This is a genomic window from Ureibacillus sp. FSL E2-3493 (genome assembly GCF_038077515.1).
GTDB classification, from domain to species: Bacteria; Bacillota; Bacilli; order Bacillales_A; family Planococcaceae; genus Ureibacillus; species Ureibacillus halotolerans.
Genome location: NZ_JBBOPK010000001.1, coordinates 935242 through 949699, shown reverse-complemented (window position 1 = coordinate 949699; position 14458 = coordinate 935242). Strand labels below are relative to the sequence as shown.

At 35.1% G+C, this 14458-nt stretch carries 14 protein-coding genes; 2 read left to right on the top strand and 12 right to left on the bottom strand.

Going from position 1 to position 14458, the window contains the following annotated elements; translation table 11 throughout:
* Window positions 1–16: 16 nt before the first annotated feature.
* The 11 genes from MHH69_RS04950 to pdhA form a co-directional block, all read right to left on the bottom strand.
* A complete protein-coding gene (locus tag MHH69_RS04950; protein WP_341361844.1) occupies window positions 17–697 on the bottom strand; it encodes an LrgB family protein in 681 nt (226 codons plus the stop codon).
* Window positions 669–1085 (bottom strand): CidA/LrgA family protein, encoded by a 417-nt coding sequence (locus tag MHH69_RS04945; RefSeq protein ID WP_341361843.1) that lies wholly within the window; start codon window positions 1083–1085, stop codon window positions 669–671. The genes MHH69_RS04950 and MHH69_RS04945 overlap by 29 nt, the downstream gene beginning before the upstream one ends.
* 147 nt (window positions 1086–1232) lie before the next feature.
* Window positions 1233–2759, bottom strand: a complete 1527-nt coding sequence (locus tag MHH69_RS04940; RefSeq protein WP_122972373.1) for a tripartite tricarboxylate transporter permease — start codon at window positions 2757–2759, stop codon at window positions 1233–1235.
* A 15-nt stretch (window positions 2760–2774) separates the two neighbouring features.
* A complete protein-coding gene (locus MHH69_RS04935; RefSeq protein WP_122972374.1) occupies window positions 2775–3224 on the bottom strand; it encodes a tripartite tricarboxylate transporter TctB family protein in 450 nt (149 codons plus the stop codon).
* Between the two features lie 66 nt (window positions 3225–3290).
* The gene (locus MHH69_RS04930; RefSeq protein ID WP_122972375.1) at window positions 3291–4310 is read right to left on the bottom strand and encodes a tripartite tricarboxylate transporter substrate binding protein; all 1020 of its coding nucleotides are present in this window, start codon (window positions 4308–4310) and stop codon (window positions 3291–3293) included.
* 236 nt (window positions 4311–4546) lie between these two features.
* Window positions 4547–5236, bottom strand: coding sequence for a response regulator (locus MHH69_RS04925; protein ID WP_122972376.1), 690 nt, complete (start codon window positions 5234–5236; stop codon window positions 4547–4549).
* Window positions 5229–6833, bottom strand: coding sequence for a sensor histidine kinase (locus MHH69_RS04920; protein ID WP_341361842.1), 1605 nt, complete (start codon window positions 6831–6833; stop codon window positions 5229–5231). The genes MHH69_RS04925 and MHH69_RS04920 overlap by 8 nt, the downstream gene beginning before the upstream one ends.
* A 188-nt stretch (window positions 6834–7021) precedes the next feature.
* Complete coding sequence (lpdA, locus tag MHH69_RS04915) at window positions 7022–8434, bottom strand: dihydrolipoyl dehydrogenase (RefSeq protein WP_341361841.1); 1413 nt, start codon at window positions 8432–8434, stop codon at window positions 7022–7024.
* 3 nt (window positions 8435–8437) lie between these two features.
* The gene (locus MHH69_RS04910) at window positions 8438–9799 is read right to left on the bottom strand and encodes a dihydrolipoamide acetyltransferase family protein (protein WP_341361840.1); all 1362 of its coding nucleotides are present in this window, start codon (window positions 9797–9799) and stop codon (window positions 8438–8440) included.
* A 28-nt stretch (window positions 9800–9827) separates the two neighbouring features.
* Window positions 9828–10805: an alpha-ketoacid dehydrogenase subunit beta gene (locus MHH69_RS04905; RefSeq protein WP_122972380.1), complete on the bottom strand. Its 978-nt coding sequence runs from the start codon at window positions 10803–10805 to the stop codon at window positions 9828–9830.
* A gap of 3 nt (window positions 10806–10808) precedes the next feature.
* Window positions 10809–11921, bottom strand: a complete 1113-nt coding sequence (pdhA, locus tag MHH69_RS04900; protein WP_122972381.1) for a pyruvate dehydrogenase (acetyl-transferring) E1 component subunit alpha — start codon at window positions 11919–11921, stop codon at window positions 10809–10811.
* 395 nt (window positions 11922–12316) lie between these two features.
* Here pdhA and def point away from each other — a divergent pair, with 395 nt between their 5' ends.
* Entirely contained in the window at window positions 12317–12874 is a 558-nt protein-coding gene (gene def, locus MHH69_RS04895) for a peptide deformylase (RefSeq protein ID WP_122972382.1), read from the top strand.
* A gap of 122 nt (window positions 12875–12996) precedes the next feature.
* On the opposite strand, the gene MHH69_RS04890 is transcribed toward def, so the two are convergent.
* A complete protein-coding gene (locus MHH69_RS04890; RefSeq protein WP_122972383.1) occupies window positions 12997–13767 on the bottom strand; it encodes a Cof-type HAD-IIB family hydrolase in 771 nt (256 codons plus the stop codon).
* A 480-nt stretch (window positions 13768–14247) separates the two neighbouring features.
* Here MHH69_RS04890 and MHH69_RS04885 point away from each other — a divergent pair, with 480 nt between their 5' ends.
* On the top strand, window positions 14248–14457 hold the full coding sequence (locus tag MHH69_RS04885; RefSeq protein ID WP_122972384.1) for a DNA-dependent RNA polymerase subunit epsilon: 210 nt from the start codon (window positions 14248–14250) through the stop codon (window positions 14455–14457).
* The last annotated feature ends 1 nt before the right edge of the window (window position 14458 follow it).

Sequence of the window (14458 nt, the reverse complement as noted above, 5' to 3'; positions counted from 1 at the left end):
ATCCTCTTTTTTTACATCAAAAGAAGATAAATACAAAAATCGGACATAATATGGCACCAATTACTGCACTTAATCCCATCGATAATGAACCAATTGACAAATCTTCTTCCCCATATTCTTTTAACTTTGTAATTCCAACACCGTGACTGGCACTTCCCATGGAGATTCCTCTACTAATAGGAGAATGAACTTTCCCCACCTTATAAATTACCGAGCCAAATAAAGCTCCAGTAAATCCTGCAATCATGACGAAGACTGCAGTTAATGGTGGAATTCCACCAATCGTTTCACTCACTTGCATCGCAATAGGAGTCGTCAACGATTTTGGCAAGGCTGTTAAAATATATGAATCATCCAATTTAAATAATTTTAAAATGACATATACACTAATTAAACCACTAAACATAGCGATGAAAATACCCGATAGAATCGTATATTTGAATTTCATGATTAACTGTTTTTGATTATATAAAGGATACGCTAACCCAACGACTGCAGGTCCTAATAAATGTTGAATATACTTACCACCTTCCATATAGTCGGAAAAAGGGATATTCAATAATAACAGCGCTGCGATGATAACGATTGTTGTTGTTAAGATTGGCAATAAAAAAGGGTAAGGATATTTTTTATGTAATTGATTGAATAACAAAAATAAAACAACTGTACTAATGATGAAGATGATTGCTTTTAACAACCTCGTTGCCTCCTTCCCTTTTCTCCTTTAATTTTAATTCCTTTTGTTCGATTTTTTCACTTAATTTACTCGTAAATAATATAGTAAATACAGTACTAATAAATATCGTCGCCATTAATATAATTCCTTCTATTGACAACAACTCAGGATAATCAATAATTCCTACAATTGGCGGAATGAAAAATAGCGTCATAAAGGCAATGAGAAAGCCCGCTCCTTCTCGAATGTATTCAACCTTTACCCATTTCATTTGTAAACAAATAGCGAGCAATATTAAACCAACAATACTAGCTGGTAAAGGTAACTTAGTTATTTCTACAAAGAACACTCCTAAATAATAAAAAATATATAAGATAGCGATTTGAGCTATAATACGGATAATTCTCATCTTTTAGCAAAAGGGCTAACCTTTTGCCTCCCCCCTTTCTTAATACAGTTATTGTACGCCTATGAAAAATAGCTGTCTATAATGTTAGAAAATAAAAGAAAGACAAAGCAGAATTTCTACTTTGTCTCGAAAAATGATACCTTAATTCTATTCTTCTTCATTTACAATAACTTTTCTACCTGTAACTTTTAAAATTAAAGGCACAATGATCCACGCTGCAGCAATGATTAAAAATACAAGGGATAAAGGACTTGTGACAAAAATACTCCAATCCCCATTTGAAATTGTTAATGCTCGACGCATATTATTCTCAATCATCGGTCCAAGTACTAATGCTAAAACAATTGGTGCTACAGGATAATCATTTTTTGACAATAAATACCCTAATACACCACAAGCAAGCAATAAATATAAATCAAAGGTTGTATATTGGACTGCATAAACACCAAAGAAGGAGATGGCAATAATAATTGGTAGTAAATACTTTTTAGGCGTTTGAATAATCTTTGCAAACACTTTTACTAAAGGCATGTTTAATATTAATAAAACGAAGTTTCCAATAAACATACTTGCAATTAATCCCCAAGCAATTTCAGGGTGATCATCAAATAGTAAAGGACCTGGTTGCACATTATACATAATAAGTGCTCCCATTAAAATTGCTGTTGTTCCTGATCCTGGAATACCTAATGTTAATAGTGGAATCATTGCACCGCCTGAAGCTGCATTATTCGCTGATTCTGGTGCTGCAACGCCTGCAATATTTCCTTTCCCAAAGGAGTCGGGATTTTTACTTATCTTTTTTTCTGTCATATAAGAAAAGAAGGATGCTAACGTTGCACCAGCTCCTGGTAATACTCCAATGAAAAATCCAAGTAAAGAACCACGGGTAATTGGCTTCGCACTATCTTTCAAATCTTGTTTTGTTGGCAAAATGCGATTGATTTTTGCTATAGGCGCATCACCATTATCCCTTTCCAAAATCGTTTTAAATACTTCTCCTAATGCAAATAGCCCTACAGCAATCGTTAAAAATTCCAATCCTCCATAAAGTACTGGAAGATCATATGTAAAACGGGCAATCCCTGATACTGCATCAATTCCAATCGTACCAAGCATTAAACCAAATACGGTCATCATTAATGCTTTTGTCATCGATTTTCCAGCTAAACCACTCACAGCACATAACCCTAATAACATAAGGGAAAAATATTCTGCCGGTCCAAATTCTAATGCAAGATTCGATAATGGTTTCGCTAATAGCACTAGACCAAGAAGAGCTATAATACCCGCAACAAAGGAACCTATTGCTGCAATAGATAACGCAGCACCTGCTCGACCTTTTTGTGCCATTTGATAACCATCTAAAGCTGTCACAACCGATGAAGACTCACCAGGTGTATTTAATAAAATTGAAGTTGTAGAACCTCCATACATCGCACCATAATAAACTCCAGCTAATAAAATAATAGAGCTTGCGGCTGCAGCATCTGTAGGCATTCCTGATGTTAAAGTAGCAGTAACCGGAATGAGCAATGCGACTCCACTCATTGGACCTATCCCTGGTAGAACCCCAACAGCAGTTCCAATAACTACCCCAATAAAAGCAAATAATAAATTATGCCATTGAAGTGCTACAGCGAATCCATCAAATAAATATTGAATTGTACTCATTTCAACACCTCTTATTTAAAATAACGAAAATTTCGGTAATGCCCCACCGAGCAACTGAACATACATTGTATACACACCTATTGCGAAAATTGCTGAAATGATTATCGTTGATAGGATTTTTCCTTTCTCCATCACTTGGAATGCAACGACTAAAAAGATGAAAGTTGAGAACACATACCCGATGATTTCCAATAAAAAAATATAAAGAATAGCAGAAATAAAGATTATGCCAAATTTTTTAAACTCAAAGGTTGTTTTCCCTTTATTTTCTGATTTACTTTTAAATGTTTCATATAACAAACGTAAACTTAAAAGTCCTAATATAATTCCTAATATTAATGGATATGTCTTTGGTCCAATTGTGGAGCCATAAGCACTTCCGGAAATTTTCAAGCTTTCCGAAATAAATAAAATGCTTATTAATAAAAAAACTATTCCAGCGATTTTATCAAACGTCTTTGTCATCACTGCACCTCATTCATTAAAAAAATGGGCTGTCCTCTAAGAAATTCTTATCGGACAGCTATTACATTATTTATGCATATCTAATGCTTTTAATAAGTCACCAATTACTTTTTCCTGTTCCTCTAAAAATGCTGTAAACTCTTCGGCATTACGATATTCGCTTGCCCAACCGTTACGTTCTAATTCCGTTTTCCATTCTTCTGTTTCTACCATTTCTTCGAATTTTTTCGTCCAATAGTCAAATGCTTCATCCGACATATTTTTTGGTCCGAAAATTCCTCTCCAAATCGTGAACTCTGCATCGATACCTAGTTCTTGGAATGTTGGGACATCTTCTAAGACGCCTGTTAAACGTTCAGTTGAACTAACCGCTAACACTTTTACATCCCCCGATTTCACATATTCACCTATTGCAGATGCATCTGTAGCAATCATATCAGCATTTCCACCTAATAACGCTGCAACCGCTTCTCCACCACCGTCATAAGAAACATACTTTACGTTTTTCGGATCGATACCATACTTAAAGGCTGGTAATATACCAATTAGATGATCCATTGAGCCCGGTGCTGAACCACCAGCTAATGTAATAGAAGAAGGATCTTCTTTAATCGCATCTAATATTTCCGTTAAACTGTTATATGGTGAATCCGCTTTCACAACAATTGCTCCATAATCTCTCGTTAACTGAGCAAGTGGTTTTGTATCTTTATAACCGTAAGGACTATTTCCTTCTGCTTTTAAATTATTGACAATAATTGGTGGTGATTTTGCCATTAACATATAATCGTTATTAGCTTCTTTTGTAGCAAACTCTGCCATAAATACCGCTCCGCCACCACCGGCTCTATTTTCAACTGTAATTGCCTTTTCTACTAAACCTGTTTCAGACATAACCTTTGAAACAGCACGTGCTGTTAAATCCCAGCCACCACCAGCTCCAGATGGTGCAACCATTACGATATTACTTTCTGGATAACTAGAATTTGAATCTCCCTCACTTGAAGATTTTGAACTATTGCTACCACACGCTGCTAAAATAAAAGAAAGTGTAAGTACAATACTAAGCATTAATTGTTTTTTCATAATATCCCCCTTATGCATCCCCATTTTTTATAAATGTCTAACTGTACTTTAATGAAAGCGCATACTTATTACAATAAAAGTAAAATAAAATGATATTAATTCCATAAAGCCTATTTTGTTCATAATGTTCACGAGAATATGTAGAGATGAATAGAAAAATAAAAAAAGCACCAAAACTGGTGCAATTTAAATGGAATCGTTATTAAATTTAACTTCCCTTTTTATGGAATTTCTTATTATTCTTTTTTTAATATGTACCTTCTTTCCGGTCTACCAACTGTTCCATAAATTAAATCTGTATAGGCTTTATTGTCAGCTACTAAATGTTCTAAATAACGCCTTGCCGTCGAGCGACTAATTCCTAAATCTTTTCCTAATGTTTCAGCAGTTACCCCTTTTTCACATGTACCTAAATATTGATATACTTTCGATTTCGTAATCGCATCGATCCCTTTTGGTGTTAAATCATCCCATCTTTGTGCTTCTTTCGTAGAAGCCCAAATCTCTTTAATTTCATGTTCTTCCAGATGGGCATTTTTTTCAAGTAGCAATCTCTTAGAACGATATGATTCTAAACTTTCCTTAAATTTATCAAATGTAAGCGGTTTTAATAAATAGTCTACTACACCACCATGAAAGGCTTTTTTTAAGATTTCTGTTTCAGATGCTGCAGTTATAAAAATTGTGTCCGTCTCAGGACTATTTATTTTAATATATTCTAAAATGTCTGTCCCTAATTTATCAGGAAAATAGACATCTAATAAAACTAAATGTGGATGAAAGGAATCAATCCATTCAAAGGCCTCTTCCGCATTATAAGCAATTCCTACATTTTGAAACCCGTCAATTTTTTCAAGAAATTTTTGATGAATGCGTGCAATTCTTTTATCATCCTCAATGATTAAAACTTCTATTATGTCATGCATGATTAATCCCCCCTTTTTGAATCACGATGATAAATAGTGCTCCCCCTAAATCACCATTTTCAATATATATTTCACCTCCTAGTTCCGCAACATTTTCTTTTACTTTTATTAGACCAAACCCATGCTGATTTTCCTCATTTTTTGTTGTTATTCTTTTTTCAAATAAATGATCTTTTATGTCATCGTCAATTCCGTTGCCGCTATCTTCAATCTCAATTAAAATTTCCTTTCCATTATCTAGTATTAATATCCTTACTGAACGCTCCTTTTCTTCTAGATGTTCAACAGCTTCAAAGGCATTTGTTACTAGATTTCCTAAAATCGATACAAAAAGATGTTTTTGTATTGATTTAGGCAACTTTTCTAAAAGGCTATCTTCATCGATAATTAATTTTATTTTCAATTCTTTCGCTCGATTATAAAAACCGATTAAAATCCCACTAATTAATGGATCATTAAATCTTTGGGATATAAATTGAATTAAACTCCCTTGTTCCGCCCGTTCACTATGTATTAAATCCAGTGCCTCATGATAATTTTCTAGCTGGATTAAACCAGAAATCGTATATAAGAAATTATTATATTCATGGGTTTGGGCACGTAATGCTTCGGCATATTTTTTTACTTGGGAAAGTTCCAGTGCTAAACGATCAATTTCCGATTGTAAACGGAAGCTTGAAACAGCACCGACTACTTTACCACCATTTAAAATAGGGATTCGATTTACAACGGTTTTCTTTCCAGCTATAATCATCGGTCGATCCAACTGTCTTTCACCGGTAGATAGAACCTCAAATAAATGGGAGTTCGGAATTACTTCACGTATGTCTTTGCCGACTAATGGAACATCTTCGCTAATAGACAATGTTTTGTGAGCTGCCGAATTGACAACCGTAATCGTCCCTTTATGATCCACCATAATAATTCCTTCTCGTACGGATTCAATAAGGGCATTTTGTTGTTTTAACAGCTCGGCGATTTCGATTGGTTCGTAATCTAGTAGTTCCTTTTTTAAACGTTTTGATAGAAGGGACGAGAAAATAATTCCTATCATTATACCAAAAATTAAAATATAAACAATATTATCCAAGTATCTTAAAAACATTGTACTAAGGTCTGTTTTTAAATATCCAACTGATACAACTCCAATAATTTCGCCTTCATATCCAATGACCGGTGTTTTCCCCCTAATGGCTGGCCCAAGGGTTCCAGTTGCCTCTGAAATATAAGTTAGTCCCTTTTCTAGCGCATCTTCGTTATCATCTCCAACCATTTTTTGACCGATACGTTCCTCAACTGGATGGGCATAACGAATCCCTTCTTCATTCCCAATTACGACATATTCGGCATCGGTTTCCCGTCTTATTTCTTCAGCGATTGGTTGAAGTACTTCTGATGGATTATCGGCATAAAAACCTGCAATAATATCCGGACGATTAGCTGTTGTTTTAGCAATTTGTACTGCTTTTAAACCAATTTCATTTTTAATGACACTTGATAATGTAAAGTAAAATGAAATGCCAATGGCAACTATAATTAATAAAATAACGAAAATATTATATGTAAATATTTTCGACTGCAACGTATGAGATTTCATCGGTTCTCCCTAAAAATAAAATATAATGAACTATCATCATTATAATCAACTTAGCGAAAATTTTGTAGGTTTTGATTATTCAGCTAAAAAGCAGTATATGAAAATCGCACCCTATTTTTTATACCAAAGCAAACAAAAAAACGTATTCATCTACAAAATTGCAGAATGAATACGTTTTAAACATACTATTATTTTGAAATGATATGGATTGGGTTGCCAAGTAATACTTCAGCAGTTTCCATTGTAATTTCACCTAATGTTGGGTGTGGGTGAATTGTTAAAGATACATCTTCAGCAGTCATTCCACCTTCAATTGCTAAACATAATTCCGAAATCATATCAGAAGCGCCAGCACCAACAATTTGAGCACCTACAAGTAAACCGTCTTCTTTACGAGCTACTAATTTTACAAAACCTTCAGTTTGGTTTAAAGCAAGGGCACGACCATTCGCAGCGAATGGGAATTTAGCCACATTTACTTCTAAACCTTCAGCTTTTGCTTGTTCTTCACTGTAACCAACAGTTGCCATTTCTGGATCTGTGAAACATACAGCTGGAATAGCTAAGTAATCTACGATTGATTTTTCACCAGCGATTGCTTCTGCAGCTACTTTACCTTCGTAAGAAGCTTTATGAGCAAGTTGTGGTCCAGCAACGATATCACCAATTGCATAAATGTTAGGAATGTTTGTACGGCATTGTTTATCAACTTTTAATAAACCACGCTCTGCAAACTCAATACCAATTTGTTCTAAGCCAAGCTCATCCGTGTTTGGACGACGACCTACTGTTACTAATACATAGTCAGCTTCAACAGTTTTCTCTTCTCCACTAACTTCATAAGTAACAACTACGCCATTTTCGTTTTCAACAACACCTTTAGCAGATGCGTTTACTTCGATTGTTACACCTTTTTTCTTTAAGCCCTTTTTAACGATTTGAGTCATTTGTTTTTCGAAGCCAGCTAAAATATCTTTACCACCTTCGATAATTGTTACTTCAGTACCAAAGTTTGCAAATGCAGAACCTAATTCTGTACCGATATAACCGCCACCGATAACGACTAATTTTTGTGGTAATTCTTTTAAGTTAAGAGCGCCAGTTGAATTTAAAACGCGATCAGAAAATTTAAATGTTGGAATTTCAACAGGGCGAGAACCTGTAGCTAAAATTGCGTTTTTAAATGTATATGTTTGAGCAGAATCCCCGTCAATCACACGAACTGTGTTAGCATCAACGAAGTATGCTTCACCTTTAACGATATTTACTTTATTTCCTTTTAATAGGCCTTCTACACCGCCAGTTAATTTGTTAACAACGCTATTTTTGAAAGCTTGAACTTTTTCAAAATCAAGTTTCACTTCAGAAGCAATAACTCCCATATCTTCTGAATGTTTAGCATGTTCAAAACGGTGACCAACAGAAATTAAAGCTTTTGAAGGAATACATCCTACGTTTAAGCAAACGCCACCTAATACATCTTTTTCTACAATTGTTACTTTTTGTCCAGTTTGAGCTGCACGAATTGCGGCTACATAACCACCAGGGCCTGCTCCAACGACTAAAGTATCAATTTCAATTGCGAAATCTCCTACTACCATTTTTTACGCCTCCATTAATAAAAGTTCCGGGTCACTGAGCAAACGTTTTAAATGATTTAAAGCATTTTGCGCTGTGGCGCCGTCGATCATACGATGATCAAAGCTCAATGATAATGCTAACACAGGTGCCCCTACAATTTCACCATTTTTTATTACAGGTTTTTCTGAAATTCTTCCAATTCCTAAAATTGCTACTTCAGGATGGTTAATGACAGGAGTAAACCATTGACCTCCAGCAGAACCAATATTCGTGATCGAACATGTTCCACCTTTCATGTCATTTGGTGAAAGTTTTCCTTCACGAGCTTTTGTTGCAAGTTCATTAATTTCCGAAGAAATTTTGAAAATGGACTTCCGGTCAGCATGTTTTACAACTGGTACAAGTAATCCTTTTTCTGTATCGGCTGCAATACCAATATTATAATAGTGCTTTTGAATAATTTCATTTGTCGCGTCATCGAATGAACGATTTAAGTCTGGGAATTCACGTAAAGTGGAAACTAATGCTTTCACCACGTAAGGTAAGTAAGTTAGTTTAATTCCTTTTTCTAAAGCAATATTTTTAAATTTCTTACGATGGGCAACTAATTCAGTTACATCTACTTCGTCCATTAACGTAACGTGAGGCGCCGTTTGTTTAGAATGAACCATTGCTTTTGCAATCGCTTTTCGAATACCAGAAATTTTTTCACGTGTTTCAGGGAATTCTCCTTCAAAGCTAACGGGTGCTTCGACAGTAGTAGTTGTTGTTTCTGATTTCGTTTCTTCAACCGTTGAATCTGTTTCTGGTTTGCTTTTCGCACCACCATTTAAATAGTTATCGATATCAGATTTTAAAATGCGGCCATTTTTTCCTGTTCCGCTCACTAAATGAATATCTACATCGTTTGTTCGAGCATATTTACGTACGGATGGCATTGCGATTACACGCTCATTGTTTGCAGTTGCAGCAGCTGTAACTGGCGTTGTCGTTTGCTTTGATTCAGTTTCTTTCGAATCACCTTCGACTGGTGCTTTTTCTACAGGACCACCGTTTTCTGCTGTACCTTGAACTTGCGCACTCGTAGTAGCGGTAGATTGTTCTTCCTTGTGATGATCATCGCCTTTAAACTGAAGATTTTCATATCCAGGGGCATCGATACGGATAATAACATCTCCAACGACTGCTACTGAGCCTTCTTCCACGACGATTTCCTCAATTGTTCCTTCTACTGGTGAAGGCATTTCAACGACTGCTTTATCATTTTGAATCTCACATAGTACATCATCTTCTTGAATTTTGTCACCTGGTTTAACGAACCACTTTACAATTTCACCTTCATGAATACCTTCTCCAATGTCAGGCATGCGGAATTCAAACGCCATTTATTTCACCCTTTCTATCTACAAATCATTAGAATGTTAAAACTTTTTTCGCTGTTTCTAAAATATCTTTATAATTCGGTAACCAAATATTTTCAGCTTGTGGGAATGGATATACTGTATCAGGAGCTGCTACACGTAAAACCGGTGCTTCTAAACTTAAAATAGCACGCTCTGTAATTTCAGCTACGACATTCGCCGCAATACCAGCTTGTTTTTGAGCTTCTTGTACAACGATTGCACGGTTTGTTTTTTCAACAGACGCAATAATTGTATCAATATCAAGCGGTTGAATCGTGCGTAAGTCAATCACTTCTACTGAGTATCCTTCTTTTTCAAGCTCTTCAGCTGCTTTTAAACTTTCATGAACCATTAAGCCGTATGCGATAATCGTTAAATCTTTCCCTTCACGTTTCACATCAGCTTTACCAAGTGGTATTGTATAAGACTCTTCTGGTACCTCTTCACGTACTGAACGATATAGTTTTAAATGCTCTAAGAAAATAACTGGATCATTATCACGAATAGATGAAATAAGTAACCCTTTCGCATCGTAAGGAGTTGAAGGGATGACAACTTTTAATCCAGGTTGTTGAGCCATTAAACCTTCTAAACTATCAGAGTGCATTTCAGGTGTATGAACGCCACCACCGAAAGGCGAACGGATTGTCACTGGCATCGCATAAGTATTGCCTGTTCGATAACGGTAACGAGCTAACTGACCGTTAATTGAATCCATTACTTCATATACGAAACCGAAAAATTGAATTTCAGGAACTGGTCGAAAACCTGTTAATGATAACCCGACTGCTAACCCACCAATTCCAGATTCAGCTAGCGGTGTATCAAATACACGATCGGCGCCAAATTCATTTTGAAGGCCTTCCGTTGCACGGAATACCCCACCGTTTACACCTACGTCCTCACCGAACACTAAAACATTCTCATCGTCTTTTAGTTCGCAACGTAGTGCATCCGTAATTGCTTGAATCATTGTCATTTGTGCCATAGGTTATTTCGACTCCTTCGCTTTATAGATTTCATATTGCTCTTGTAAATTATAAGGTTTTTCTTCGAACATATTTTCAATTAAATCTGTTACTTTTTGTTTTGGTGTTTCATCAGCTTTTTTAATCGCTGCTTTTATTTCTTCTTTAGCACGTTCAATTACTTCTGTTTCTTTTTCTTCAGACCATAATCCTTTGCCTTCTAGGTAAATTCTGAAGCGAACGATTGGATCTTTAGCTGCCCATTCATTATCAATATCCGTTGTACGGTATCGAGTTGGGTCATCACCAGACATTGTATGTGGTCCATAACGGTAACACATTGTTTCAATTAAGGAAGGTCCATCACCATTGACTGCACGTTCACGAGCATAACGAGTCGCTACATAAACTGCTAATGGATCCATACCGTCAACTAAAATACTTGGAATTCCGGCTGCAATCCCTTTTTGAGCAATTGTTTTTGCGGCAGTTTGAACGTCACGTGGTGTTGAAATCGCATATTGGTTATTCTGTACGACGAAAATAGCTGGTGATTTAAAGGCTCCTGCAAAGTTAATTCCTTCATAGAAGTCACCTTGAGAAGAACCACCGTCACCTGTATAAGTAATCGCAACATTTTTTGTTCCACGTTTTTTAATACCTAACGCTACTCCAGCTGTTTGAACGTATTGTGCCCCGATAATAATTTGTGGAGGTACAACGTTAACCCCTTCTGGAATTTGGTTCCCTACAAAATGCCCACGGCTAAATAAAAACGCTTTCCATAACGGAAGGCCGTGCCATACGATTTGAGGAACATCACGATAACCAGGTAAAATCCAGTCTTCTTTTTCCAATGCAAAATGAGAAGCTAATTGAGATGCTTCTTGACCTGCAGTCGGTGCATAGAAACCTAATCTACCTTGACGATTTAAAGAAATCGAACGTTGATCTAAAATTCGTGTGTAAACCATACGAGTCATTAGTTCAACTAATTCTTCATCCGTTAAATCAGGAACAGCATCTTCATTAACGATTTTTCCCTCTTCATTTAAAATTTGGAACATCTCAAACTTACTTTCGATCTCTTGTAAAATAGCAGTTGGATCAAATTGTTTTGAAATTTTTTCTCCCATAAAGCACCTCTCCTTAGTTCTGTATTAAAATTTCTCTCAAAAAAAATAGTACAATATATTGTTAGATTGAGTATATAAAAATAATTTCATTCGGTCAATCATTGATTATTGTTTAATTTACACTTTTTTTCTCAAATTCTTATTTTCTCTCCAAAATCAATCTGTTATACCAAAAAAGAGAACTGTATTATAACAAAACGTTTTAACTTAACATTTCATTTGTTTTCATTACATAATTTTTCTAAAATTATCATTCCTTCATTTTTATATTTACATATACTGTTATAGTTAAACTTTTCTAAAGCAAAAAAGTAAAACATATGATATTTTTAAAATATAATCGTCAGTTTTGTATACTTTAATTACATAGTAGCTGTTGAAAGGAAGAATAAATTATGATTTTAATGAAAGATATTATTCGTGAAGGTCATCCATCATTACGAACAAGAGCAGAGGAAGTGACATTTCCTTTAACTGAAGATGATCGTAAACTTGCCTCTGACCTATTGGAATATTTAATCAATAGTCAAAATCCAGAGATTGCTGAAAAATATGGTCTTCGTCCTGGTATTGGTTTAGCTGCCAATCAGGTCAATCAACTAAAAAGAATGTTCGCCTTACATGTAGAAGATGATAAAGGGGAACTTTATAGTTTTGTTGCAATCAACCCAAAAATCGTCAGTCATTCTGTAGAAAAAACTTATATACCTTCAGGTGAAGGTTGTTTATCCGTCGATCGTGAAATACCTGGCTATGTTCCTCGTTATGCACGAATCACTGCTAAATTTTATACAGTTGATGGTGAAGAAAAGAAAATTCGTTTAAATGGTTTACCAGCCGTTGCATTCCAACATGAATTAGATCATTTAAATGGTGTGATGTTCTACGATCACATTAATGAAGAAAATCCTTTCGCTCAAGTACCGGATTCATTCCCACTTAACGGTGAATAATAGATAAAGGAGGTGTCTTATAAGACACCTCCTTCATTATTAACAAAATATTTTAATTATAGTCTAGGTAGGTATCAATGTCCTACATAAACTAATAATAAATAACAATGTTTCATTTGAATCTATATAATTCGAAGCTCTTTCATCGCTTTAGACAAACCATCATTATCAACATGATCCGCAATGTAAGTAGCTACCCTTTTTGTTTGCTCGTGGCCATTTCCCATCGCAACAGATGTCCCAACAGCTTGTAGCATTTCAATATCATTCAAACCATCTCCGAATGCGATGGAATTTTCAATCGGAATATTCATTTTCTCCAATAATTTTTTTATCCCTCTCGCCTTCGATCCGTCTTTCGGAATAATATCACAGGAATATCGATGCCATCTAATAAATTTCACTTCCGGAAAAGTCTCATGGTAAACTTTTTCGTCTTTTTCTTCAATAAAAATAAGCGTTTGGTATACCTCAGCATTTTCATAAAAGGAAGGGTTTGAGACAGGATAAGGGTATTGAAGTGTATTTATACTTTCTTCTATAAATGGGTTTCCTTCAACAGAAGCAATCATTTCTTTATCATCTAAGAAAACAACCGGATGATTTCTTTTGTGACCGAATTCAATAATTTTAGATAAATACTCTTTCGGAACGCTATCTGTATAGATGACCTTCCCTTTATAGACGACATATTGGCCATTAAACGTAACGTATGTATCAATATTTAACTCCTCTAAAATACTTTGAATCATAAAGGGCGCTCTACCTGTCGCAATAGCAATTTCATACCCATTTTGTCGGGCTCGCTCTATAGCTTCTTTGGCAGAATTCGGTATTTCCTTCCTCGTATTATAAAGTGTTCCATCAACGTCAAAAAATAGTATGTTTGTCATGTCAAAACCCTCTCAATGCATATTTATATGTAAATGAAAAATACTTTACATATAGAAAAATAACAGTATAATTAACTTAAGGAGTGATGTGCCATGTTAAAACGACTCAAAAAGAAAATTTTGAAACGATTAAATGGCATCCTCGGAAAAAAATCAATTGCTTAAGCCCTTCAAAATCGAAGGGCTTTTCTTTATTTTAAAGGAGACGCATGATAATATAAAGGAAATGCATCATTTAAAAGATTAGAGACATTTATCTTTCTTCAAAACAAGACTCTTCAACCAATTGATGGTAATATGGAGACAGGTGTTTTCAATGTTTAAATAGTCTATTTACTGAAGAAAGATAAAGCCTCTAGAAAATGTCGTAGATTTTAGTATATGATTGAGCCAATATTCTGCTATATTTTCTAAGGCACAATGGAATTTTTAAAATCTAGTCGATGCAAGAAAATGTACGTTAATTAAAGGAGAGAAAATATGATTTACAAAGTTTATTATCAAGAAAATGCTTTAGAGGTACCAGTTCGCGAAAATACAAAGAGTCTTTATTTAGAAGCATCTTCTGAAAGAGAAGTCCGCGAGTATTTAAAAGACCGTAACTACAACATTGAATATATTCAATTGCTAGAGGGCAACTATTTAGAGTATGAAAAAAATAGCCCGAACTTCCGCTTGGAGAACGCTTAAT

Coding starts and splice junctions, on each gene's coding strand:
- MHH69_RS04940 (WP_122972373.1), bottom strand. CDS start 2,759: ATGAGTACAATTCAATATTTATTTGATGGATTCGCTGTAGCACTTCAA.
- MHH69_RS04930 (WP_122972375.1), bottom strand. CDS start 4,310: ATGAAAAAACAATTAATGCTTAGTATTGTACTTACACTTTCTTTTATT.
- MHH69_RS04945 (WP_341361843.1), bottom strand. CDS start 1,085: ATGAGAATTATCCGTATTATAGCTCAAATCGCTATCTTATATATTTTT.
- MHH69_RS04885 (WP_122972384.1), top strand. CDS start 14,248: ATGATTTACAAAGTTTATTATCAAGAAAATGCTTTAGAGGTACCAGTT.
- MHH69_RS04910 (WP_341361840.1), bottom strand. CDS start 9,799: ATGGCGTTTGAATTCCGCATGCCTGACATTGGAGAAGGTATTCATGAA.
- MHH69_RS04890 (WP_122972383.1), bottom strand. CDS start 13,767: ATGACAAACATACTATTTTTTGACGTTGATGGAACACTTTATAATACG.
- lpdA (WP_341361841.1), bottom strand. CDS start 8,434: ATGGTAGTAGGAGATTTCGCAATTGAAATTGATACTTTAGTCGTTGGA.
- MHH69_RS04920 (WP_341361842.1), bottom strand. CDS start 6,833: ATGAAATCTCATACGTTGCAGTCGAAAATATTTACATATAATATTTTC.
- MHH69_RS04925 (WP_122972376.1), bottom strand. CDS start 5,236: ATGCATGACATAATAGAAGTTTTAATCATTGAGGATGATAAAAGAATT.
- def (WP_122972382.1), top strand. CDS start 12,317: ATGATTTTAATGAAAGATATTATTCGTGAAGGTCATCCATCATTACGA.
- pdhA (WP_122972381.1), bottom strand. CDS start 11,921: ATGGGAGAAAAAATTTCAAAACAATTTGATCCAACTGCTATTTTACAA.
- MHH69_RS04935 (WP_122972374.1), bottom strand. CDS start 3,224: ATGACAAAGACGTTTGATAAAATCGCTGGAATAGTTTTTTTATTAATA.
- MHH69_RS04905 (WP_122972380.1), bottom strand. CDS start 10,805: ATGGCACAAATGACAATGATTCAAGCAATTACGGATGCACTACGTTGC.